At 61.1% G+C, this 23,482-nt stretch carries 19 protein-coding genes and 1 pseudogene; 14 read left to right on the top strand and 6 right to left on the bottom strand.

What is annotated here, in order from left to right; translation table 11 throughout:
* Window positions 1-32: 32 nt before the first annotated feature.
* Window positions 33-704: an O-methyltransferase gene (locus tag WS70_RS26295; RefSeq protein ID WP_059598521.1), complete on the top strand. Its 672-nt coding sequence runs from the start codon at window positions 33-35 to the stop codon at window positions 702-704.
* Between the two features lie 402 nt (window positions 705-1,106).
* Here the strand turns inward: WS70_RS26295 and WS70_RS26290 are convergent, their stop codons facing one another.
* Together WS70_RS26290 and WS70_RS26285 are read right to left on the bottom strand one after the other, a co-directional pair.
* Window positions 1,107-1,394: a hypothetical protein gene (locus tag WS70_RS26290; RefSeq protein WP_059472102.1), complete on the bottom strand. Its 288-nt coding sequence runs from the start codon at window positions 1,392-1,394 to the stop codon at window positions 1,107-1,109.
* 114 nt (window positions 1,395-1,508) lie between these two features.
* Window positions 1,509-2,627 carry a 3-deoxy-7-phosphoheptulonate synthase gene (locus WS70_RS26285; RefSeq protein ID WP_059472103.1) on the bottom strand — a complete coding sequence of 373 codons (1,119 nt, stop codon included), beginning with the start codon at window positions 2,625-2,627 and terminating at the stop codon, window positions 1,509-1,511.
* A 277-nt stretch (window positions 2,628-2,904) separates the two neighbouring features.
* On the opposite strand from WS70_RS26285, the gene WS70_RS26280 reads away from it, so the two are divergent.
* Window positions 2,905-3,342, top strand: coding sequence for a YciI family protein (locus WS70_RS26280; RefSeq protein ID WP_059472104.1), 438 nt, complete (start codon window positions 2,905-2,907; stop codon window positions 3,340-3,342).
* Between the two features lie 159 nt (window positions 3,343-3,501).
* Here WS70_RS26280 and WS70_RS26275 read toward each other — a convergent pair whose 3' ends face one another.
* Window positions 3,502-4,707 carry an IS110 family RNA-guided transposase gene (locus WS70_RS26275; RefSeq protein ID WP_059598524.1) on the bottom strand — a complete coding sequence of 402 codons (1,206 nt, stop codon included), beginning with the start codon at window positions 4,705-4,707 and terminating at the stop codon, window positions 3,502-3,504.
* Window positions 4,708-5,051: 344 nt separating this feature from the next.
* Window positions 5,052-5,421, bottom strand: a pseudogene (locus tag WS70_RS31920) (transposase); the annotation flags it as partial.
* A 111-nt stretch (window positions 5,422-5,532) separates the two neighbouring features.
* Here WS70_RS31920 and WS70_RS26260 point away from each other — a divergent pair.
* The gene (locus WS70_RS26260; RefSeq protein WP_059472107.1) at window positions 5,533-5,967 is read left to right on the top strand and encodes an SET domain-containing protein; all 435 of its coding nucleotides are present in this window, start codon (window positions 5,533-5,535) and stop codon (window positions 5,965-5,967) included.
* A 20-nt stretch (window positions 5,968-5,987) separates the two neighbouring features.
* Here WS70_RS26260 and WS70_RS26255 read toward each other — a convergent pair whose 3' ends face one another.
* Entirely contained in the window at window positions 5,988-7,007 is a 1,020-nt protein-coding gene (locus tag WS70_RS26255; protein ID WP_059597982.1) for an AraC family transcriptional regulator, read from the bottom strand.
* Window positions 7,008-7,025: 18 nt separating this feature from the next.
* Window positions 7,026-7,478 carry a GNAT family N-acetyltransferase gene (locus tag WS70_RS26250; RefSeq protein WP_059597985.1) on the bottom strand — a complete coding sequence of 151 codons (453 nt, stop codon included), beginning with the start codon at window positions 7,476-7,478 and terminating at the stop codon, window positions 7,026-7,028.
* Window positions 7,479-8,050: 572 nt separating this feature from the next.
* On the opposite strand from WS70_RS26250, the gene WS70_RS26240 reads away from it, so the two are divergent.
* From WS70_RS26240 to WS70_RS26190, 11 genes are all read left to right on the top strand, one after another.
* Window positions 8,051-8,896 (top strand): ABC transporter permease, encoded by an 846-nt coding sequence (locus WS70_RS26240; RefSeq protein WP_162499017.1) that lies wholly within the window; start codon window positions 8,051-8,053, stop codon window positions 8,894-8,896.
* Entirely contained in the window at window positions 8,883-9,734 is an 852-nt protein-coding gene (locus WS70_RS26235) for an ABC transporter permease (protein ID WP_059472109.1), read from the top strand. The genes WS70_RS26240 and WS70_RS26235 overlap by 14 nt, the downstream gene beginning before the upstream one ends.
* Window positions 9,731-10,762, top strand: a complete 1,032-nt coding sequence (locus WS70_RS26230) for an extracellular solute-binding protein (protein ID WP_059472110.1) — start codon at window positions 9,731-9,733, stop codon at window positions 10,760-10,762. The genes WS70_RS26235 and WS70_RS26230 overlap by 4 nt, the downstream gene beginning before the upstream one ends.
* 670 nt (window positions 10,763-11,432) lie before the next feature.
* The gene (locus WS70_RS26225; protein WP_082716289.1) at window positions 11,433-11,738 is read left to right on the top strand and encodes an H-NS histone family protein; all 306 of its coding nucleotides are present in this window, start codon (window positions 11,433-11,435) and stop codon (window positions 11,736-11,738) included.
* Window positions 11,739-12,081: 343 nt separating this feature from the next.
* A complete protein-coding gene (locus tag WS70_RS26220; RefSeq protein ID WP_059597981.1) occupies window positions 12,082-14,874 on the top strand; it encodes a type VI secretion system Vgr family protein in 2,793 nt (930 codons plus the stop codon).
* Between the two features lie 13 nt (window positions 14,875-14,887).
* Window positions 14,888-17,128, top strand: coding sequence for a DUF3274 domain-containing protein (locus WS70_RS26215; protein WP_108034071.1), 2,241 nt, complete (start codon window positions 14,888-14,890; stop codon window positions 17,126-17,128).
* Between the two features lie 18 nt (window positions 17,129-17,146).
* A complete protein-coding gene (locus tag WS70_RS26210) occupies window positions 17,147-18,805 on the top strand; it encodes a type VI lipase adapter Tla3 domain-containing protein (RefSeq protein WP_162499000.1) in 1,659 nt (552 codons plus the stop codon).
* 8 nt (window positions 18,806-18,813) lie between these two features.
* Complete coding sequence (locus tag WS70_RS26205) at window positions 18,814-19,077, top strand: PAAR domain-containing protein (protein ID WP_108034069.1); 264 nt, start codon at window positions 18,814-18,816, stop codon at window positions 19,075-19,077.
* 110 nt (window positions 19,078-19,187) lie between these two features.
* Window positions 19,188-21,428, top strand: coding sequence for a DUF3274 domain-containing protein (locus tag WS70_RS26200; protein WP_108034068.1), 2,241 nt, complete (start codon window positions 19,188-19,190; stop codon window positions 21,426-21,428).
* A gap of 17 nt (window positions 21,429-21,445) precedes the next feature.
* Window positions 21,446-23,104 (top strand): type VI lipase adapter Tla3 domain-containing protein, encoded by a 1,659-nt coding sequence (locus WS70_RS26195; RefSeq protein ID WP_162498999.1) that lies wholly within the window; start codon window positions 21,446-21,448, stop codon window positions 23,102-23,104.
* A gap of 9 nt (window positions 23,105-23,113) precedes the next feature.
* On the top strand, window positions 23,114-23,377 hold the full coding sequence (locus tag WS70_RS26190; protein ID WP_108034067.1) for a PAAR domain-containing protein: 264 nt from the start codon (window positions 23,114-23,116) through the stop codon (window positions 23,375-23,377).
* Window positions 23,378-23,482 lie beyond the last annotated feature (105 nt).

The following is a 23,482-nucleotide window of genomic DNA, read 5'->3' as shown; positions in this document are numbered from 1 at the left end:
TGGCCTTCTCTCCCGACAGCGAAAGGTGCGCGATGAGCGAACGACAATGGAACGCGGTGGACGATTTCTTCTGCCGCCAGCTCGCGCCGTCCGATCCGTCGCTGGATGCGGCATTGGCTTCGAGCAAGGCGGCCGGCTTGCCGGCCATCAACGTCACCGCGAATCAGGGCAAGTTCCTGAACCTGCTCGCGACGATCCGCGGCGCGCGCCGGATTCTCGAACTCGGCACGCTCGGCGGCTACAGCACGATCTGGCTCGCGCGGGCGCTGCCGCCGGGCGGCGTACTGCTGACGCTCGAAGCGAATCCGGACCATGCGGCGCTCGCGCGGAAGAACATCGCGCGCGCGGGATTGGCGGACGTCGTGTCGGTCGTCGTCGGCCGTGCGAAAGACAGCCTCGAGCGGCTGATTGCCGAGCGGACCGAGCCGTTCGACCTGATCTTTCTCGACGCCGACAAGGAAAGCTATCCGGACTACCTGCCGCTGACAGTCGAATTGGCCCGCGCGGGGACCGTCATCGTCGCCGACAACGTCGTGCGGCAGGGGCGTGTCGCGGATCGGCGGAACGACGATCCGGACGCGATCGGCGTGCGCGAATACTTCCGCCTGATCGCCGCCGATCCGCGCCTGACGACGACCGCGCTGCAGACGGTCGGCTCGAAAGGCTGGGACGGGTTCGCGTTGACGGTCGTGTCGTCGGTGTAGGCGGATGTCCGTCAATGGCCCGGAAGGTCGGACCCCGGCGATGCAAGAGATTTCCGGATGCCGAACCGGGCTTCAGTCGGGCCGCGTGCGATGGATGACGACGACCGGATACCGTTGTTTCCCAATGGCGCAAGCGACCGAATGTCCGATCGCGCTGTTCGACATCGCGCTCGCCTAGCGGTTCGCGGCGTGCATTCGCGCGATGCAGGTCGAACTTCGGCCACGCCGACAGCAGCGCAAGCTCCTTGTTGGCCGATGCGTCGGGATTGGACAGCGACAACGACAACGACAACGACGTGACGGGAACCTTCGGCCGTTGCGCGCCCGGCGCAGCCTTGGCCTGCACGATCAAGCCTCTGCCGCGACGAAGCGTGATTCGGCGATCCCTGGCGAATGCCTCGATCACGAAAATGGCGGTGTCGCCCAATTCGACCGGGCGGGTGGATGGATGGTGTTCGCGTAGCAATCGACGGCGCCGTAAGGCTGCATGTCCGCATACAGCTTTTTGTCGATCCAGCCCATCGAGATTTGAAGCGATTCGGCCGGGTGGGCCGTCGACAGGAACGCATCGCGGACCGCCGTCAGAAAGGCGCGGTCGAAGCGTCTGGCCAGTTGCGCCAGCTCTCCGAATCGGCCGAACCCGTTGTACTGCTTGGCGACTGCCGCATCGACATCCGCACTGGCGCTCATGGCTTCCTCATCGACGGGGGCTATCGTGTTTTCCGGCGATCCTCGCGAGCGCGAATGGTGTGCCGCGGCCCGCGTCGAACGGACGGCAACCGCGAAGTTTCGGTGTGCCCGCCGTCAGGCCGCGCGCCGCCGCCGCACCGCCTGCGCGAGCGTGTCGAGCACCGGCTCGGTCTGCGCCCAGCTCAGGCACGCATCGGTGACCGACACGCCATATTGCAGCGGCACGCCCGGCTTCAGGTCCTGCCGGCCGGCCTCGAGATTGCTTTCGATCATCACGCCGGTGATGCGCCGCTCGCCTTGCGACAATTGCCGCGCGAGGTCCTCGGCGACGTCGATCTGCCGCAAGTGCGACTTGTTCGAGTTCGCGTGCGAGCAGTCGACCATCACCTGTTCGCGCAGACCCGCCGCGCGCAGCACCGCGCAGCCGTCGTCGATGCTCGCGCTGTCGTAATTCGGGCCCTTCTTGCCGCCGCGCAGGATCACGTGCGCGTCGTCGTTGCCGCGCGTCTCGAAGATCGCCGCCACCCCCATCTTCGTCATGCCCATGAACGCGTGGCTCGCGCGCGCGGCGACGATCGCGTCGGCCGCGATCTGCACGCCGCCGTCGGTGCCGTTCTTGAAGCCGATCGGGCAGCTCAGGCCCGATGCGAGCTGACGGTGGCTCTGGCTCTCGGTCGTGCGCGCGCCGATCGCGCCCCACGCGATCAGGTCTGCGATGTACTGCGGGCTCAGCAGATCGAGGAATTCCGTGCCCGCGGGCAGGCCGAGCGCGTTGATGTCGAGCAGAAGCTGGCGCGCGGCGCGCAGCCCTTCGTTGATGCGGAAGCTGCCGTCGAGCCGCGGATCGTTGATGTAGCCCTTCCAGCCGACCGTCGTCCGCGGCTTCTCGAAGTACACGCGCATCACGATCAGCAGGTCGTCGTGCAGCGCGTCGGCGGCGGCCTTGAGCCGGCGCGCGTAATCGAGCGCCTGGTCGTGATCGTGGATCGAGCATGGGCCGACGACCGTCACGAGGCGGTCGTCGCGGCCGTGCAGCACGTCGCCGATCGCCTGGCGGCGTTTCTCGACGAGCGTCTGGACGGCGGGCGGCACGGGCAGTTCGTCTTGCAGCAGCGCCGGGGAGATGAGCGGGCGCACCGCGCCGATGCGGACGTCGTCGATGCGCGTCGTGTCCTGCGTCGCGTCGGCGAAGCCCGCTTCCCGGTCGTGCTGGGGATTGTCGATATTTTGCATGGTGGGGTCCCGATTCTGCGAAGTGAGCCACGATTATGGCATCCGCGCCGCCGCCGGGGCGGCGCGGCAAACGCGTTCGCGCTGTGTTGCGGCAAACGATTGCGCCGCGTCGCCCGGAGCCGGCGGCGGGCGGGTGTCGACGCACGCGCCGAGTATTTTTGCGCAAAGATGTCGAATTCGGTGGCGCTGGTTCGTCGTTGTGTCGAGGCGGCTGGACGAAACCGGGTCGGGTTCGGTGGCGGTGCGGCTCGAATAATTCGCTCAAGGAGAGAAGACGATGCGTGTGATGGTGATCGTGAAGGCGACGAACGCTTCGGAAGCGGGCAAGATGCCCGGCACGGAACTGCTCGCAGCGATGGGCAAGTTCAACGAGGCGCTCGTGAAGGCGGGCGTGATGCTTGCGGGCGAAGGTCTGCATCCGAGCGCCAAGGGCAAGCGGGTGCGCTTCTCGGGCAGCGCGCGAACCGTGATCGACGGGCCGTTCGCGGAGGCCAAGGAACTCGTCGCCGGGTTCTGGCTGTGGAAGGTCGCGTCGATGGACGAGGCCGTCGAGTGGGTCAGGCGGTGCCCGAATCCGATGGAAGGCGAGTCGGAGATCGAGATCCGGCCGTTGTTCGAAATGGAGGACTTCGGCGCGGAGCTGACGCCGGAGTTGCGGGAGCAGGAGGCGCGCCTGCAGACGGAGATCGACGACAACGCGAAGGGCGGGCGCTGACGCTTCGCCTGCGTCAGGCGTCAGGGGCGCGCGCGTGCCGCGCACGGCTGCGCCGCAGATGCCGAAGGGCGTCGTTGAACTGTCGCTCGGGGACGACGCGTTCCGCCGGGAGATCGGCCTTGTCGAGCGGAATGCGGGGGGGTGCCCCTATGTTGTTCGTCAAGCGTTAGGGGCTGACTTGGGTTGGTAAATGGTGCCGTCGCGCAGCATGGCGAACAGGACGTCGCAGCGTCGCCGAGCCAGTGCGATGAGCGCTTGGTTGTGGCGCTTGCCTTGCTGGATCTTGCGCGAGTAATAGGCCCGTGAGACTGGGTCTCGTAAGGCAGCGAAGGCGGAGAGGAACAAGGCGCGCTTGAGCACCTTGTTGCCCCGTCTGGATGGGTGCTCGCCACGGATCGACGAGCCTGAGCGCCGGGTGACCGGGGCAAGGCCAGCGTAGGCCGCCAGATGAGCAGCCGAAGCGAAGGCTTTATGGGCGACTTCGGTCAGGAGTCTGGCGGCGGTCCTGACGCCGACTCCCGGCATGCTGGTCAGGACCGGCCAAAGAGGGTGAGCGAGCACCAGCCGCTCAACTTCGGCGGCGATTTCGTCACGCTGCGTGCGCAAGGCGGCGAGTTGCTGGGCCAAGCGGGGCATGACGATGGTGGCGGCTTGCGTGCCGGGCACGATCACGGCTTGTTCGCTCAGAGCCTGAACGATCTCAGTCGCCAAGCTTTTACCCATACGGGGCGCGAGCTTGGTCAGACGGTTGGCGAGCGTCTTCTCGCTGGTGGCGGCAAGCGCGGCGGGCGACGGGTAGCGCTCAAGGAGATCGAGCACCGCTGGATGGTCGAGGCGCGGTCCGAGAACGCGCTCGAGCGCCGGATGGATCTGGGTGAGCAGGCCGCGAATGCGGTTGCTGGTTTGAGTGACCTGGGCGGCAAGATCATCGTCGAAGCCGCACAACATGGTGAGCTCGGCGAGCTGCTCGTCGGCCAATCGAAGCGAGCGCAGCGTGTGCGGCATCGAGCGAGCAGCTTCGGCAATGATCGCGGCATCTCGGGCATCTGTCTTGGCTTCACCAGCATGCAGGTCGGCGATGCGGCGCATGGCCAGTCCCGGCAGATAGGCGACGAGTACGCCTTCAGCGCGGGCGACGGCTACAGGAAGTGCACCGATGGTGGACGGTTGGTCGACGACGAATAGAAGTCGGCCGTGCGTCTTGAGTTCGGCGATGAGGGCGCGCAGCTTTGCCTCGTCGTTGGGCAGCGCCTTGTTGTACAGGCGCTTGCCGTTCCGATCGAGTGCAACGGCGTGATGCTGGCCTTTACCGACATCGACGCCGACGAAGACATCGACGGCATCACGTTGTTGTGTGTCTTGCATCGCAGTTTGTGCAGAGTGAACGGGTTGGTTTGCAACAACGGTGGCAAGTCTCGGCATCCACGTTACGGACGGCGTCGGGATATCCCGGCCAAACCCCTATCAGCGATCACCAGCCACCCACCAGGCCCGGTGACAACACCCCCCGGATCATGACTGCGACTGGGGGCGGGAATCATGCCGGGCCTGGCTGGCCAAAACCCCAATTATCGGGGTGTGAAGATAGTAACGGGGGCGACGCCGGCCGCGGCGGCGGAGTTTGCGAATTGCGTCGCGCTTGCGTCGCGCGCGCAAGGGCGGCATTCGGTCGAACGGCGCGGTGGGCGACGGAAGGCGGCTTAAAAGCGCTAATAGAAAGCGTTTTGAAGCTGTCGCCAACAGATGATGCAGGCTGCGTTTCATGAACGCCTCGTGTATGATCGCAAGGCGTTCGAACACGATGCGCAGACGCTTGAAGTTGTGCAGCCATGCGAAGGTGCGCTCGACAACCCATCGTGTCTTGCCAAGGCCACTTCCGTGTGGCTTGCCGCGACGGGCGATCTGCGTAGCAACACCGGCAGCGTGCGGTGGCTTGCGATATTTGTCATGGTCGTAGCCACGATCGGCCTGCACGACGACCGGCTTCGGCGATGGCCGTCCCCATTTGCCACGGATGGGCGGGATCGCCTCGACGAGTGGCAATAGATGGAAGACGTCGTTACGGTTCGTGCCCGTCAGCGTATCTCCCAGGGAATGCCGGACTGCGGCACGAACAGGATAGATCGTGTCCACGAAAGCGGGTCATTTCCAGGTTCATCGCCCAAGATACGTAAGGAACAGAAAAACGATATGAAGCGCTTCGTCGTGCGCAAGTCGAGCGTCCATGGCAATGGAGTGTTCGCGCTGCGGCCGCTAAAGGCTGGCGAATTGCTGCTCGAGTACAAAGGCGAAGTCATCGCGTGGCGAACGGCAACGCAAGCACATCGTCGCCACGGACACGCTGGACACACGTTCTACTTCGGCCTCTCAAACGGTCACGTAATCGACGGCAGTATCGGGGGCAACAGCGCACGATGGCTCAACCATGCGTGTGCCCCAAACTGCCGAGCCGTCGAGTCGAAGAACCGCATCTTCATCGAGGCGGCCCGGAACATCGCCCCGGGCGAGGAGCTCTTCATTGACTACGGGCTAGAAGTCACCGGATCGGTTTCGGAACAAGCTCGTCAAGAATACGCTTGCCACTGCGGCAGTGTACGGTGCCGCGGTTCGATGATTGCCCCCTAGTAAATTTCAACGAATTGGAATCAGTCGACAGTCAGCTTCGACCAACGCTTCAATGCGCGACTAAACGCAGATGCATTCTTGTATCCGAGGCGGGCGGCTATCTCTTTGGCCGTATAATGTCTTTCAGCGAGGTATTTCGACGCGATATCCTGTCGAACGAGGTCTTGCAAAGCACTAAACGATGTTCCCATATCTTTAAGTCTGCGTTGCAAACTGCGTAACGACATACCAAGCTGCTCGGCGAACTTGACGACATCCTGACAGTTCGGATTTTCATACATCAGACAGAGCAGTTGTCCCACGAGGTCAGTCGGCATCCAATGCGCCAATTCAAACTCCCGTTTCGCGCACGCTTTCTTCGCGACATCATACTCAATAGGATGAGCGAGAGGTAATTTCGTACCTAAAATTGAGGCATCAAATTCGAGAAAATTCTGTTCAGAATCGAATGCCACATGACATGGAAAGTACTCGGAATAAATATTTTCGTGAGGAGGTCTTGAGAAGGTAAACCCGATACGGGTGAAGTTTGGCGATTTTCCTATCAAGTCCATCATCTGCCGCCGGACCGCGGTAAAGCACATGTCGGTGTTTAAAACAAGCAAGTCGGACCGGTAGGTGTAGCCACCAACAATAATTCGAGCCGTATCGCCGTCGACGGACAGTTTCATCCGAAAATAACTTATTCCTAGTAACGGATGTTCAAACGCTAGACGCATCGCGTCACCCAACGTAGGGCTAACAAGCATCGCGTGGGCCCGAAGCCCGTATGCCGTCACTGGAATTTCATTGCCGATATGAAGCCCAATTGCAGAATTTCCCGTAATCTTCAGAGCATTTGCAAATAAGACCATCTCTTGGGCATGCGTCACCATTGCGTTGGGGCGCTCGACGTCAGAAGGCGGAATGCCGGTGCCGACTAGGAGAGTCTCACTCGATAATCCTATACGCTTCATTACCTCAAGCGTAATAAAAATAGTATGAAGCGGCGCAGGGCGCTGCGTCGCGCTGCGATTGGCCGTCATGGCTACTGGCTTCATCCAACATCCTCGGATAGCTTATTCTTTCAGCGATTTCGAAAAGACGACTTGGCAGCCGTACTCGTCCAACTCGCCGCGCTTCCATCCGAGATGCTGGTAGAAGCCATCGGCTCGCGAACCTGGGTCGGTGACCAAGGTGACCTTCTCAATTCCTTTGACCCTCAACCATTTCACCGCGCGCTCGAGCAACTCGCGTCCAATACCCATGCCATGAAAGATTGGTTTAACAAATAGAGCAGAAATGAACGGTGTATCGGTAATGACGGGCAGACATACCCCGGCCGCTTCGCCGCCGCACTCGCAGATCCAGCCCCCGCCCTGTCGGATCTTTTCGATCAATAGGTCGCGATTCAGCAAATGGATCTGATGCGGGTGAATCCTATTTTCGCTTACCGAGAAGCGCACATCGTAAAATGCACCAATGTCACCCTCCCTCATAGGGCGGTAATCTAAACGCTCGGCCGTGATCATATTCGCCATCTTCTCTCTATTTCGTATGGTGAAGTGCATTGATGTTTGCTCATCCAGCGCATCCCTACGGTACGATTGTTACACATGTCGGAGCATCGCTCCGATTTTCCCAAGGATCGAACTTCATACTGGCAATTTGGGTGCAGGCAATGGCGCTCTCTGGACCGAAAGCGTGCGGCACGCATGATATCGGTGCAGCTTGTCACCACGCCAAATACGGACCACGCCGTCAACACGCATCCTTTCATTGCCCATACATTTCAATGGTAATCTTAAAAACCACAACTACTTGGACACTCCGACCCCCGATCAATAATCAGCGTTTGAGCGTTGCGATAATCAAAACAACTGAGCTAATTAGCATTGATGTTGGTTGGCCGTAACAATTTTGGCGCTTGGGGGTAACAGATTGACGCGGTAGGCTCGGGGCCGCTCTATAAAATATGGCGACCAATTTGTCTGACTCTCGTCCCTACGAGCTAACCGATTCGAGGTAGTTGGTGGTTTTTAGAATTCCCATACTAGATTTGCTTAAATCGTGGCGAGTGCTTCTCGAGCCGTCTGTGTTCGTCATGACGTTGGGCGTCGTTCTCCCACTGATCGTGCTAGCTGTGGTATCGGTCAACGCGCCGCTGGAATTTGGTGGGGTCGCGTGGGGAGAGTTCACGCTCCGAGCGTACGAACGGGTGGTGTTCGATCGGGATTGGGACGGCGCGCTCGTGCTCCAACAAGGCTATATCAGCATCTTCGTTCGGTCCATGACGATGGCGGTGTTCGCTACCGCCGGGTGCTTGCTTGTCGGATTTCCTACCGCATTGTTCATCGCAACGCGCACGCCGAAATGGAAAGCCGCTCTGCTGGTGCTCGTGACAATCCCGTTCTGGACTTGCGTCGTCGTGCAGATGACCGGATGGATTATCGTCATGGCGGACAATGGGCTGGTGGCTCAAGCTCTGAGCTATTTGGGCCTGCTGCGCGGTCCACTCGGCCTCCTGTACACCGATCTCGCGACACTAATCGGCCTCGTCTATGCATTCATCCCCTTCATGGTCCTGCCTATCTTCGCTGCGCTCGACGAGTTCGACTGGCGGTTGGTCGAAGCAGCGTATGACCTCGGCGCGCACAGAGCAGCCGCCCTATTGCATGTGATCGTGCCCGTCTGTCGGCCGGGCATCATGGCGGGCGTTGGACTCGTTTTTGTCCCCGCGCTCGGGTCATACGCGATTCCGGGGCTGCTAGGCGGCAATCATGTGTTCATGGTCGGCAACCTGATCGACTTTCAGTTCGCCGGGGGGCGTGATTGGCCGCTGGGAGCGGCTATGTCGTTCGCACTGCTCGCCGTCGTCCTCCTGGCCATGCTCGCGCTGCGCCTGACGTCCGTCCTCCAACGACGAGTGCACGAACATGAATTCGCCTGAGCTACGTCGGTTTCCGTTGACGGCGGGGATCGCGATCGCCGTGCTGATGTTCCTCTACCTGCCGTTGCTGGTCGTTGGGTGGATGAGTTTCAATGACGGGCCTTCCGCACTTATGTGGAAAGGGTGGAGCCTGCGCGGTTACATCGAAGCTTGGTCGGACCCGACACTGATTCGGGCGGTACGGAATTCCCTGGCTCTTGCTCTCGGATCCATGGTTGTTTCGACGGGGCTGGCTACGAGCGCAGCCGTCGCAGCGTGGTCACGCAATGAGCGCCGAGCAATCGATCTGCGTGCGTTGGTGATCGCGCTGCCGCTGGCGGTTCCGGAGGTGGTGCTCGCTATCGCAACGATGATGCTGTTTTCGATGTTCGCACTCGACGTCGGTTTTGTTGCGGTCTTGTTCGCTCACGTGGTGTTTTGCGTTCCGCTCGCGTATCTGCCAATCAACGCACGGTTAAAGACGATCGACCGCACATTGCTCGAGGCTGCAGCTGATCTTTCGGCTCCTCCATGGGCTGCGTTCCGACAAATCACATTGCCTTTGGCGTTGCCCGGTATTGTCGCGGGCGCGCTCCTCTCGTTCGTCGCGTCGATGAACGACTACGTCACTAGCTACTTTCTGGCGGGCGCCGGGATGACCACCTTGCCGATGTACATCTTCAGTTCCCTAAAGATCGGAATTACGCCGAAGGTCAGCGCTGTCTCGGTCGCGGTCGTTGCGCTTTCATCCATTCAGCTCCTGACGGTCTGGGCCCTTGGCGCACGCAGGGCAAGCAGATCCATGGGCACCCGCGTTGAAACACATCACCCAAACATTCAGACAATGAGAGCCGTATGAAGAAAATAATCGGGGCAATGCTACTTGCTGCAGCTGGGACCGCGACGGCCGCTGAGCTACATGTTGGAAGCTGGCCTGTCATCATGCCTGTCGCACTGCTCAAGAAGTTTCACGCGGAAACGGGAATCGAGACGACGCTCGACACCTACGCGAGCGATGCGGCGCTGACGCAAAAGTTGCAGGCCGGAGGAGGAGGGTACGACGTCGTGATCGCCGGTGATTATTACGTGCCCGTGCTCGTGAAGTCCGGCCTGCTGCTCAAGCTCGACAAGAGCAAGCTGCCGAATATGGCGAATATCAAGCCGGAATACCGTCATCCGGCATTCGATCCCGAACGCGACTATGCGATGCCTTTTACGGTCGTGCTCACGGGCTTCGCTTACGACAGCGCGCGCGTCCCCGGCGGACGACTTGACGACAGTTGGAGGTCGTTCTTCGAGCCGCCCGAAGCATTGCGCGGCCAGATTGGCGATCTGGACGTCGAAGAGGAGTTGTACATGGCCGCGAGTTGGTACCTGGGCCAAGATGAATGCACGAAGAATCCAGCAGACGCAAAACGGGTACTCGATGTTCTGCAAAAGCAAAAGCCATTCGTGAAAACGTACAGCAACGACGGCACGGTCGATCGCCTCGCGTCCAAGCAGATCACGGTGCAGCATATTTGGAACGGAGCGGCAGTGCGTGCGCAGGAGCGCCTCCCGTCGATCAAGTTCGTCTATCCGAAGGAGGGTGTGCGTCTGTTCATGGACAGCCTGCTCATCCCGGCAAAGGCTCGCAATGTCGATTCAGCCTACAAGTTCCTCGATTGGATGATGCGGCCGGAGAACATCGCGCAGGTGACGAACGCTATCCGGTACAGCAACGAGATCATCGGCTCCGACCGCTACGTTGATGCAGCGCTGTTGAGCAATCCAGCGGTCAAGACGCCGGAGCAATACAAAGCGCGGCTCAAGCCGTACAAGATGTGCTCGGCCGCCGCGATTCAGTTGCGCAACAAGGTCTGGTTGAAGTTGAAGGGGAACCGATGAACTGCAATGAGACTCAGGTATCTCCCGATACAGCGGATCGGTAACGCAGAAGGAGAACGGACGACGACCATCACGTCTCCGGCCCGCTAGCACGAAGCGGGCAACCTCAATGCGGAAGTCTGAAGAGAACCGGAGGCGGGCGATGCTGCGAACATCGCCCGCCTCCTAACCTAGGTGAACACAATGAGAGGCCACCATGGCTGACCGTATTTTACGGCAACATTGGCACACCCGTCCGGTCGCGACGGCGACGATTGCTATTGCCGTCCCAAGATCAACGTCGCGTGCCTCGAATTCGGCGTGCGGGCACCATCGCGTAATCGCGCAGCATCCATCAGAAAGCGTGGCAGCCATCGACCGTCCGATCCGCAGACAGCGTGCATCGCCGCGCTTCAACCATCGTCCAAGCGAGAATTCGGCTATCCCGCCACACGAGATTCGCTGCATTCCCGCGCAGGGCGCAGGCGATACCTAACCGCTTAGCTTGAATCGGCCACCGCCTGCTGCCCTCCGATCTGCCTCGGAGCAGGCGGTTTTGCGATCGTCGGGACCGACGATCGCCTTTTTATTCCCGTTGTGTTGGATGGCGTAACTCGCCAGTACACCCATTCCGCTATCGCGCTCCTCGATCGGTGCGCGCGCTGGAACGTATGTCAATTGGAGTGCTATTGTGGCAACCTACCCAGAACTGAAGGCTCAACTCGATGCACTCAATAAGGAAGCCGAAGCAGCGAAGCGGCGCGAAATCTCAACGGTACTCTCGGAGATACGAGAGGCTGTCTTGAGATTCGAGATCCGGCCTGAGCAGATTTTTCCGCATTGGACTCGCCTGCGCTCGCCTGACAAGCGACGTGGCCCGCTTCCACCGAAATATCGAAACCCAATGACGGGGGAGACATGGAGCGGTCGAGGCCGAACTCCGAAATGGATGTCTGGCCTGCCGCGCGACGAATTCGTTATTGATCGGCCCACGTAATCAGCAACCGCGCGCCGGGACGGTACTCAAGCCCATGCGCTCTTGCAACAGCCATAAGAGGAGCCGGTAGGCGGAGATGTCTTCGCTTCCGCGGTCAATTCCGATGCCACGGGTGCGGCGGCCGGCACTCAGCGCGCCAATAGACGGAATAGACCCGTTGACTTTGACAGGTTTCACGCCATCTCACGTCATGGTTCACCATCGAAGCGATCGTGAACCTTCGTTAATTTGGCGACCATTTGTCCGGACCTTGCTAAAATTAACGCGCCGTGGGGGACTTCAGTCGACTCGAGAATCGACACTCCTCCCTTTCGAAATCCAAGCAGAAACCTGAGAGTCTGCCGTGACTAATTTGAACGATACGCTACGCGGTTTCGCGTCGGGGGCGGTCGACTGGAATAACCGCCCGGTCGCGTTGCACTTTGGCGCCGCGCAGGCCGCGATCGGCCATCTCCTCGCGCTGCAGCACGCGAGTGTTCAGGAAGGGCTGATGAGCGGGATCCGGGGGCGTCTGACCTGCGTGTCGACCCGCCACAACCTGCCGCCCGGCGTATTCCTCGGCATCCCGGTTTCGATCCGGCTCGTTACCGACCGCGGACAGCTGCACATGGTGAACGCAATCATCCGCGACGTCCAGATCGGACAAAGCGACGGCGAACTCTGCGTGTACCAACTGACCGTGTGCGACGCACTGTCGTTGATGGACAAGCGCACCAATTCGCGCGTGTTTCGGAAACGGAATATCGTCGACATTCTCACCACGCTGTTCAACGAATGGCAGCAGCGCAGCCCGGCCCTTGCGCGCGCGTTCGAGTTCGATCTATCCGGCCTTCGCGCCGACCGGTATCCGCCCCGCGAACTGACCCGCCAGGTCAATGAATCGGATGCGCACTTCGTGCGTCGCCTGCTGCGCCGCGAAGGGATCACCGCGTTTGCAAAGGCCGGTCGGGCGAAACGCGCGCAGAACGTTCACGACGAAACGCCAGTGCACACGCTCGTATGCTGTGACGATCCGATGTCGCTGCCGGAAGCGCCGGCGGGCACGGTCCGACTGCATCCGCGTGACGCCGGCACCGAGCAGCGCGACACGGTCACGCTGTTCGCGCTGCATCGGCAACTGATTCCGGGCAAGGCCGGTCGGCCGTCATGGGATTACAAGAAGGCCCGAATCGACGAATCGACCGTCGGTTCGAGTCTCGATCAGGGCGAGGCAGGCAACGACCTGGCCAGGTTGCTGACCGACGTCGCGATCGACATCCCGCACGCGGGCGATTCGTGGCGCGATCACGAGCGGCTCACGCACGCGCGCATGCTCGCGCACGAGTTCGAAGCTGAACGTTACGACGGCGTCAGCGGTGTGCGAGACCTCGCCGTGGGCGCATGGGTCACGCTGACGGGCGACCCGGAATGGGACAAGCAACTTCCCGAAAAACGCCGGTTCGTGATCACGTCGATCGACCACGACATTTGGAACAACCTGCCCAAAGGGCTCAACGAACGCGTACAGGCGCTGTTCGCGGCGAGCCGCAATCTCGCGCACGCAGCCCCTGCATTGCCGGCCGCGCTCGCGAAGGATGCCGACACCCGTTACGAGAACACGTTCACCTGCGTGCGCCGCGGCGTGCCGCTTGCGCCCGCGTACGATCCGCAAGCCGACTTGCCGCCCGTGCATCTGCTGACAGGCACGATCGTCGGCGCTGAGGGCGAAGAAGTGTTCTGCGACGAAGACGGCCGGGTGCGCGTGCGGATTCACGGCCTCGACCCGGTGGACCACGCGCACGCGCAGGGCGCGGGCACTAACGACAATGCGGGCGACAGCGCACCGATCCGCGTGGCGACGAGTCTTGCCGGCACCCATTTCGGCGCATCGTTTCTGCCGCGAGTCGGCATGGAAGTGTTGCTCGGTTGTGTCGGCGGCGATCCGGACCGGTTGGTGATCATCGGGGTGCTGAGCAACGGTGCGAATCCGCCGGCGACGTTCAGCCATGCGGGCAGGCTGCCGGGCAACCGTTACCTGTCGGGCATCAAGACGAAGGAGATCAAGGGGCAGCGGTACAACCAACTGCGCCTAGACGACACGCCGAATCAGATCAGCGCGCAGCTGGCGAGCGAGCATGCGCACTCGCAGCTGAACCTCGGTTATCTGACCCAGCCGCGCGAGAACGGTCATGGCAACGACCGCGGCGAGGGCGCGGAGCTGCGCACCGATGCCGCGGCGGCGCTGCGGGCGGCACAAGGCATCTTGCTGACGACGTACGCGCGCACGCAGGCGAGCGGCGGCCAACTCGACCGTGACGAGCTGGTCCTGCTGCTCGGCGAATGCACGGCGCTGTTCAAGGCGTTGGGCGATTACGCGGGACAGCACGGCGGGCAGGCGGCGGATACGGCCGGCCAGCAGGCGGTGGCCGCGGCCTTCAAGAGTTGGGCGCCGGGCACCGGCGCGGGAGCGGGCAGCGTCGGCGCGCCGGCCGTCGGCGCAGATCAGGCACTGATGGCGTTCGGCGCACAAGCTGGGTCGGTAAACGTCACCCCGAAGACGCACGTGACCTACGCCGGCGAGAACATCGATCAGGTCGCGCAGCAGCATCTTCAGTTGATGAGCGGCCAGCGGTTCAACGCGACGGCGGGACAGGGGATGCAGCTGTTCGCTCGCGGCACGGGCGTGCAGGCGGTGGCCGGCGAAGGACCAGTGTTGCTGCAGGCGCAATCCGACACGTTGACGGCGAACGCGCAGAAGGGCGTCAAGATCACGACGAACGAGAACGAGGTATTCGCGAGCGCGCCGAAGATTCGGCTCGTCGCCGAGGACGGCAGCTACCTCGAGATCGGCAACGGCATCACGCTCGGCACGAACGGCGACATCAAGCTGCTGTCGGCGTCGCACCAGTGGGGCGGGCCGTCGACGGCGCAGGCGGCGAAGAGCGCGTTCAACCATCAGCCGACGGATCAGCGTTTCAAGCTGCACTATCCGGGCGAGGATGGCGATCTGCCGGCGGCGGCGAACAAGCCATTCCGGATCACACTGGACGACGGGCGCGTCATCGAGGGCAAGACCGACGCGAGCGGCCTGACGGATCTGGTCAAGGACGACGCGATGCGTATCGCGAAGGTCGACTATCTGAGGCCGAAGCTTTGAATCCGAGCGAACGATGAGCGATAACAACGATCAGTATCACGCGGCCGCCCAAGGGGCGGGCGTTACGATGGCGAATCGGCCGGGCGATCGGCCCGTTCAGGTTCCGGCCGATCTTCCGGGCGTGGTGATCTTCATTCACGGCGTCAACGATCCGGGTGCGGCCTATGCGACCGTTGAGCGCGGGCTCTGCCAAGGGCTCAACGAGCGCCTGTCGCGGAGCGATCTGCGGCCGGGCGAATACGGCCAGCGGTATGTGAGCGCGTCGGCGGCCAAAAAGAAGGGCGATACAGTTCGATACGCAGAGGTATTGGGCGATCCAGACATGTATCTCCACCAGCGCGTGGAAGCCAATGGCACCCACAGCATGTTTCTCCCGTTTTACTGGGGCTATCGGGCGGCGGACAACGAGATCGCGAAGGTGAACAGGCCGGGCGAGGTCAAGAGCCGCGTGGCGGACAGCGACGGCAATCTGCTGACACGCGGCCAGTATCAGGACATCCACGCGAACCGGCTCGATGCCCATTTCGGCAAGGGAGGCGGGTTCTTCGCCAACGCGACGAACAACATCCCTCAGATGTACAGCCGGGGCTTCGAACCGGACAAGCTCGAGCGCACGGTCATGCAAAATGCGCTTGCCGGCAATACGATCTTCGCCGGCAACTCACCAGACCGCCGTTACTTCGTGCTCGCCGCAGCTCGCTTGGCGAACCTCATCAAGACAATGCGCGCCATCCAGCCCTCCGCGCTCGCGCTGGAACACGGAATCGATCCGAAGCACGAAACGATCACGGTGATGGGGCACAGCCAGGGCACGATCATCACGCTGCTCGCGCAGGCGATGCTCAAGCAGCAAGGGCAACGCTGCGTCGATTGCATCATCATGGTCGATACGCCATACAGCCTGCAGTTCACGAAGGACGGCAGCCAGCAAACCGGGCACGCGAAGCTCAAGACGCTGGTCGACATCGTCAACGCGGTGACGAGCGAGCCGCATACGCTTCCGGACTTGGCTGACCTGATGATCGATTCGGTTTGCTCGGGCGGACGAGCTGGACGGAACTGGAGCCAGACGCAGGGAAAGCGCCTGGACAAGCATGGCAAGAACTGGATCACGTTTGACGAGCGCGACAACCGGGGCAAGGTCTATCTTTACTTCTGCCCCGAAGACACCGTGGTCGGCCTCGACAAGGTGCGCGGGATCGGGACGTTCGGCGTGCCCGACGACGTTCCGGCCGATGGCGCGGCCGCCAAGCAGGGCAAAACGATGCCCGCGATGACGACGCTCGCGCCGAAACGCTTTTTCCAGCGCATGTGGACGCGACTGGAACGCGACCAGGACGGCAGGGGGAAGCGGTCGAAGGTCGCTGTCGGTACGTCCCCCGCGCGCGTGCCGGTTCGGGACCAGGTTCAGCGATTGACACCAGGGCCCGACACGGACGGCACGATGTTGGGCTCAGTGGTCGAGTCCAGCAAGAACATGGCGCTACAGGCGTCGTTCAAGCGCAACGACATTCGCTTCATCAACGGCGAGCAACTGAACCCGCCGTACGAGCCTGACCTGTACGGTGGCGAAGTGCAGAAGGGCGGGCAGCGACCCGGGCACGCCGATGTCGCCGGGTTGATGCGCCCGGATGACGTGACGAAAAACGTCGCGCTCGGCAACCAGTACGCGAAGTTCCAATGGAAAGACGTCGCGACGACGGACGATCCGAGTACCGGCATCGCCCCTCACAAAGAAGCCTTCAATCGAGGCCGTCCGATCGACGAGCAGTCGCATAACTGGCGCATCGTGCCGAGCCGGTCGCTCGGTTCGATTCTCTCGGCGGCCGCTACGGGCGGACGGTATCAGACGTACGTGATCCAACGCGAGGAAACGCCGGACGAGGTTCGCAAGCGCATGGGCACGGATGCCGATCAATTGGAAGCGAACAACTATCATTCGGGGGTTCTGCTCAGCTCCGAGAACCATCGCTGGGTCACGGCGATGGATGTCGCGGTCGGCCAGGCGGTGACGTTGGATGATCCGGACTGGCGGCAGTTGTTGCTATTGATGGCTGATTGGAAGATGACGCCCCGTGCATTTAAGCAGATGAAAGAATGCAAGGCCTTCAACCGATTGGATCAAAGTACGCGTGGTTTTTTAGATGCGTGCTCAACATATTACCGATCGGGCATATTCCCAGCCGAGAGGTTTGTGCCGCTTACTTTTCCGCCATTGGTCACCAGCGAGCTGAAGGCTGAAAGCAAAACATGAGATTATCGAAGAGGCGATATGAAACCTCGTATCTGGCCGTTTGCGGCTGTGTTCGTATTGATCGCGCTGGGTTGGACGTTCCTCGTGATGACGCGGCATTATCAGGTTTGGGCAGCGACAGGACAGGAGATGCCGGGTATGGTGGGTAGCATTCGGAACGGTGTATTGGTTGCACTGGGCGTCATCGCTATGGCCTTCGCGGCGAGATATGTTTGGCTGCATCGCGCGCCTGCTGAGTCTGCGTCTGTGGTCGCAAATTCGGTGTCCGCTGCACCGGAGATGCCCGCTGCGGTGGTGCATGGAAACAACGGCACGCCGACGCTGCTTGCCCAGTTCGGCGAGAAGTTCGCGTTGGAGGTGCGTGGCCTCGGACTCGTCACTGGTAGTGAAACGAACGAGGAGATCTGGAATGCCATCGGGACAAAGGCAGACAACCACTCGACGTACATGTCGCAGAACCCCGACGACTATCCGGCTAACGACGATGCGCGAATGACCGAGCTCGGTTTGTCGACTCGGATCAGCTTCAAATTCGGAGCGCGCAATTCGGTTGAATATTGGCCCGTCCCAGTGTTTATTTGGGAGCCTCCAAAGGCGCAGCGCGCTGATCGGCCAGGCGCAGAACTTTCCGGGCTTCGACAAGAAGCGGGCCTGGGCGTCACGCTGCTGCTGTGGCAGGAAGATGCGAACACCGACGACGGCGCCAGCATCATTGAGAAGTTGTTCGCATTCTTCGACGCGCATCCAGATGTCCCTGAAGCGGTCGTCGTCACGTTTGATGGGGCAGCGACCCGAAAGCTTAACCAGACGCCGGGCTATGTGGACACATTCAAGCAGTCGAACATTCCCTCGATGCCGGACAGCATGGTCTCGATGCTTGTGTCCCGCTCGGATCGAGTTGACAGGTTTATCCGTCCGTACGCCGTCGAGCAGACTCAGAACGTCAACAAGAACACGACCGATTACGATATCACTCGGCTGTGGAACTACTTCTGGCAGATCAATCATGATTCTGGGCCGGACGGCTTCTCCGCACATTATGATGCAGAGGAACGGAAGGCAGGAGTCGACACGCCGATGTCACCGGGTTTCGTCACTTCTATGTGGTGGCAAACCAAACTTCCCGAATTCTGGAAGACGATCAGCAACAAAGGGCCGGGCGAATTCAAGCCGACGCCCTATATCCCGGTGCGTTGGACGACGTGGCAGGTGAAACAATTTGACAACGCGCCGCTGCTCGGCTATCTGCATCGGCCCGTCGACGTGAAGCTCACCGATTCGCACGGCAAGCCGTTCAAAACCGCGCAGCAGGCGGAAGCGCTCAAGGTTGGCTGGCAGCAGGCAATCGGCACGCTGCCGGCCGGCGAAACGCCGAAACGTATTTTCTACGACACGACGGGTGATCGCACATGGGTGGCGCCGATCAATCAGGCGCTCGCGCAAAGCGGTCCGTCCTCGCCCAGTCTCGATGACGTGAAAGAGGGCTACGATATCGGCCACCGGATCGGTAACACGGGTATCAGCTCGCCGTTGGTCCAGATCGGGCTCGGCTTGATCGCGGGTTACAACGAAGGCGGAGCCAGCGCCACGATCAATCGGCGGCCGAACGGCACGGCGACGATCGTAATGGTGAGCCCACCGACGCAGAAGCAACCGGATCTGAATCCTTTCCGATAGGGGCTCGTATGCGCGGCGTGATTCGCATCGGCGATTCGACAACGCACGGCGGCCACGTCGAAACCGGTCGCGAGGGCTCGACCGTAATGGGGCGGGCGGTGGCCTGTGTCGGCGACCGCTGCACGTGCCCGATGGATGGACACAATCATTGCGTGATCGTGGAGGGCGACGAGAATGTCCGCATTGACGGGCGTGCCGTGGCTTTCGACGGGCACAAGACCTCATGCGGGGCCACGCTCATCTCGTCGCTTTCAACTTCGGGGCGCGCATGATGGAACTCGTCCGGCAGGACCCGCTATGATGTCGCACACGAAACGTAAGCCCCTGAGTTGCCAGCAGTTGCTGCCGCGCCATCCGACCAGTTGCGACGCCTACACGAACGATGAGCGATAACAACGATCAGTATCACGCGGCCGCCCAAGGGGCGGGCGTTACGATGGCGAATCGGCCGGGCGATCGGCCCGTTCAGGTTCCGGCCGATCTTCCGGGCGTGGTGATCTTCATTCACGGCGTCAACGATCCGGGTGCGGCCTATGCGACCGTTGAGCGCGGGCTCTGCCAAGGGCTCAACGAGCGCCTGTCGCGGAGCGATCTGCGGCCGGGCGAATACGGCCAGGAATATGCTGAGGCCATCAAAGCGAAAAGCCAAAAAAGCCGGTTCTTCGATAGCAAGATCGCCAACGATCCCGACATGTTCCTGTATAGGCGTTCGGAGAGCGGCGGCGCTCATAGCATGTTTTTACCGTTCTACTGGGGCTATCGAGCCGCGGATAACGAAATTGCCAAGGTGAACAATTCTGGCGAGGTCAAGAGCCGCGTGGCGGACAGCGACGGCAATCTGCTGACGCGCGGCCAGTATCAGGACATCCACGCGAACCGGCTCGATGCCCATTTCGGCAAGGGAGGCGGGTTCTTCGCCAACGCGACGAACAACATCCCTCAGATGTACAGCCGGGGCTTCGAACCGGACAAGCTCGAGCGCACGGTCATGCAAAATGCGCTTGCCGGCAATACGATCTTCGCCGGCAACTCACCAGACCGCCGTTACTTCGTGCTCGCCGCAGCTCGCTTGGCGAACCTCATCAAGACAATGCGCGCCATCCAGCCCTCCGCGCTCGCGTTGGAACACGGAATCGATCCGAAGCACGAAACGATCACGGTGATGGGGCACAGCCAAGGCACGATCATCACGCTGCTCGCGCAGGCGATGCTCAAGCAGCAAGGGCAACGCTGCGTCGATTGCATCATCATGGTCGATACGCCATACAGCCTGCAGTTCACGAAGGACGGCAGCCAGCAAACCGGGCACGCGAAGCTCAAGACGCTGGTCGACATCGTCAACGCGGTGACGAGCGAGCCGCATACGCTTCCGGACTTGGCTGACCTGATGATCGATTCGGTTTGCTCGGGCGGACGAGCTGGACGGAACTGGAGCCAGACGCAGGGAAAGCGCCTGGACAAGCATGGCAAGAACTGGATCACGTTTGACGAGCGCGACAACCGGGGCAAGGTCTATCTTTACTTCTGCCCCGAAGACACCGTGGTCGGCCTCGACAAGGTGCGCGGGATCGGGACGTTCGGCGTGCCCGACGACGTTCCGGCCGATGGCGCGGCCGCCAAGCAGGGCAAAACGATGCCCGCGATGACGACGCTCGCGCCGAAACGCTTTTTCCAGCGCATGTGGACGCGACTGGAACGCGACCAGGACGGCAGGGGGAAGCGGTCGAAGGTCGCTGTCGGTACGTCCCCCGCGCGCGTGCCGGTTCGGGACCAGGTTCAGCGATTGACACCAGGGCCCGACACGGACGGCACGATGTTGGGCTCAGTGGTCGAGTCCAGCAAGAACATGGCGCTACAGGCGTCGTTCAAGCGCAACGACATTCGCTTCATCAACGGCGAGCAACTGAACCCGCCGTACGAGCCTGACCTGTACGGTGGCGAAGTCAAGAAAGGCGGGCAGCGACCCGGGCACGCCGATGTCGCCGGGCTGATGCGCCCGGATGACGTGACGAAAAACGTCGCGCTCGGCAACCAGTACGCGAAGTTCCAATGGAAAGACGTCGCGACGACGGATGACCCGGGCGCCAGCATCGAGCCGCACAGGCAGACGTTCAATCGAGGCCGTCCGATCGACGAGCAGTCGCATAACTGGCGCATCGTGCCGAGTCAGTCGCTCGGCTCGATTCTCTCGGCGGCCGCTACGGGCGGACGGTATCAGACGTACGTGATCCAACGCGAGGAAACGCCGGACGAGGTTCGCAAGCGCATGGGCACGGATGCCGATCAATTGGAAGCGAACAACTATCATTCGGGGGTTCTGCTCAGCTCCGAGAACCATCGCTGGGTCACGGCGATGGATGTCGCGGTCGGCCAGGCGGTGACGTTGGATGATCCGGACTGGCGGCAGTTGTTGCTATTGATGGCTGATTGGAAGATGACGCCCCGTGCATTTAAGCAGATGAAAGAATGCAAGGCCTTCAACCGATTGGATCAAAGTACGCGTGGTTTTTTAGATGCGTGCTCAACATATTACCGATCGGGCATATTCCCAGCCGAGAGGTTTGTGCCGCTTACTTTTCCGCCATTGGTCACCAGCGAACTGAAGACTGAAAGCAAAACATGAGATTATCGAAGAGCGATATGAAACCTCGTATCTGGCCGTACGTACTTGGGTTTATCTTGATCGTGCTGGGTTGGACAATCATCGTGATGACGCGGCATTATCACTATTGGCAAGCAACGGGACAGGAGATGCCAGGCATGGTGAGTAGCATTCGAAACGGTGTATTGGTTGCACTGGGCGTCGTCGCGGCAGCCTTCGCGGTGAGCTACATTTGGCTTAACCGTACACCTGTTGAGCCGCCGCACGCGGTCGCGAGTTCAATATCCGTTTCGCCAGTATTGCCTGCCGCAGCAATGCACAGCAATAACGGGACTCCGGCAGTGCTCGCTCAAACAGGCGAGAAATTCGTCTTAGAGGTTCGTGGCTTGGGGCTCGTGACCGGGCGTAATGCAAATGACGAAATATGGAATGCGGTCGAAGCTAAGGCGGACAATCACTCCACCTACATGTCGCAAAACCCCACCGACTATCCGGACAACGAGGATAGCCGAATGACCTACCTGGAGGTTGGGACGGGCCTGAGCTTCCAACTGGCGGCCCATCATTCCGTTGACTATTGGCCGGTCCCGGTGTTCATTTGGGAGCCGCCGAAAGCACCGCACGTTAGTCGGCCAGCTAATGAGCTTTCTGGTATTCGACAGGAGGCAAGCCTAGGCGTCACGCTCTTGCTGTGGCAAGAAGACGCTAACACGGACGATGGTGCAACCATCATCGAGAAGCTGTTCGCATTTTTCGACGCACATCCGGACGTGCCTGAGGCGGTTATCGTTACGTTTGATGGGGCGGCGACCCGCAAACTCAATCAGACGCCGGGCTATGTGGACACGTTCAAGCAGTCCAACCTTCCTACGATGCCGGACAGCATGGTCGCGATGCTCGTGTCCCGCTCGGATCGCGTCGACCAACTGATTCGCCCCTACGCCGTCGAGCAGACGGAAAACGTCAACAAGAACACGACCGAATACGACATCACCAAGCTATGGAACTTCTTCTGGGAGAAAAACAACGGGGAAGGACCAGGCAGCTTTGAAGCGTACTATCAAGAGCAGCAAAAGGCGGTGGGCATTCAGCCGCGCGCTTTTCTCGGCTTCATGTCGGCTCAATGGTGGCAGACGCAACTTCCCGAATTCTGGAAGACGATCAGCAACAAAGGGCCGGGCGAATTCAAGCCGACGCCCTATATCCCGGTGCGTTGGACGACGTGGCAGGTGAAACAATTTGACAACGCGCCGCTGCTCGGCTATCTGCATCGGCCCGTCGACGTGAAGCTCACCGATTCGCACGGCAAGCCGTTCAAAACCGCGCAGCAGGCGGAAGCGCTCAAGGTTGGCTGGCAGCAGGCAATCGGCACGCTGCCGGCCGGCGAAACGCCGAAACGTATTTTCTACGACACGACGGGTGATCGCACATGGGTGGCGCCGATCAATCAGGCGCTCGCGCAAAGCGGTCCGTCCTCGCCCAGTCTCGATGACGTGAAAGAGGGCTACGATATCGGCCACCGGATCGGTAACACGGGTATCAGCTCGCCGTTGGTCCAGATCGGGCTCGGCTTGATCGCGGGTTACAACGAAGGCGGAGCCAGCGCCACGATCAATCGGCGGCCGAACGGCACGGCGACGATCGTAATGGTGAGCCCACCGACGCAGAAGCAACCGGATCTGAATCCTTTCCGCTAAGAGGCTCGTATGCGCGGCGTGATTCGCATCGGCGATTCGACAACGCATGGCGGTCGCGTCGAAACCGGTCGCGAGGGCTCGACCGTAATGGGGCGGGCGGTGGCCTGTGTCGGCGACCGCTGCACGTGCCCGATGGATGGACACAATCATTGCGTGATCGTGGAGGGCGACGAGAATGTCCGCATTGACGGGCGTGCCGTGGCTTTCGACGGGCACAAGACCTCATGCGGGGCCACGCTCATCTCCTCGCTTTCAACTTCGGGGCGCGCATGATGGAACTCGTCCGGCAGGACCCGCTATGATGTCGCACACGAAACGTAAGCCCCTGAGTTGCCAGCAGTTGCTGCCGCGCCATCCGACCAGTTGCGACGCCTACAC

The organism is Burkholderia mayonis, from assembly GCF_001523745.2.
Classification (GTDB): Bacteria; Pseudomonadota; Gammaproteobacteria; order Burkholderiales; family Burkholderiaceae; genus Burkholderia; species Burkholderia mayonis.
The sequence above is the reverse complement of the archived record's forward strand: the minus strand, read 5'-3'. Positions and strand labels throughout refer to the sequence as shown.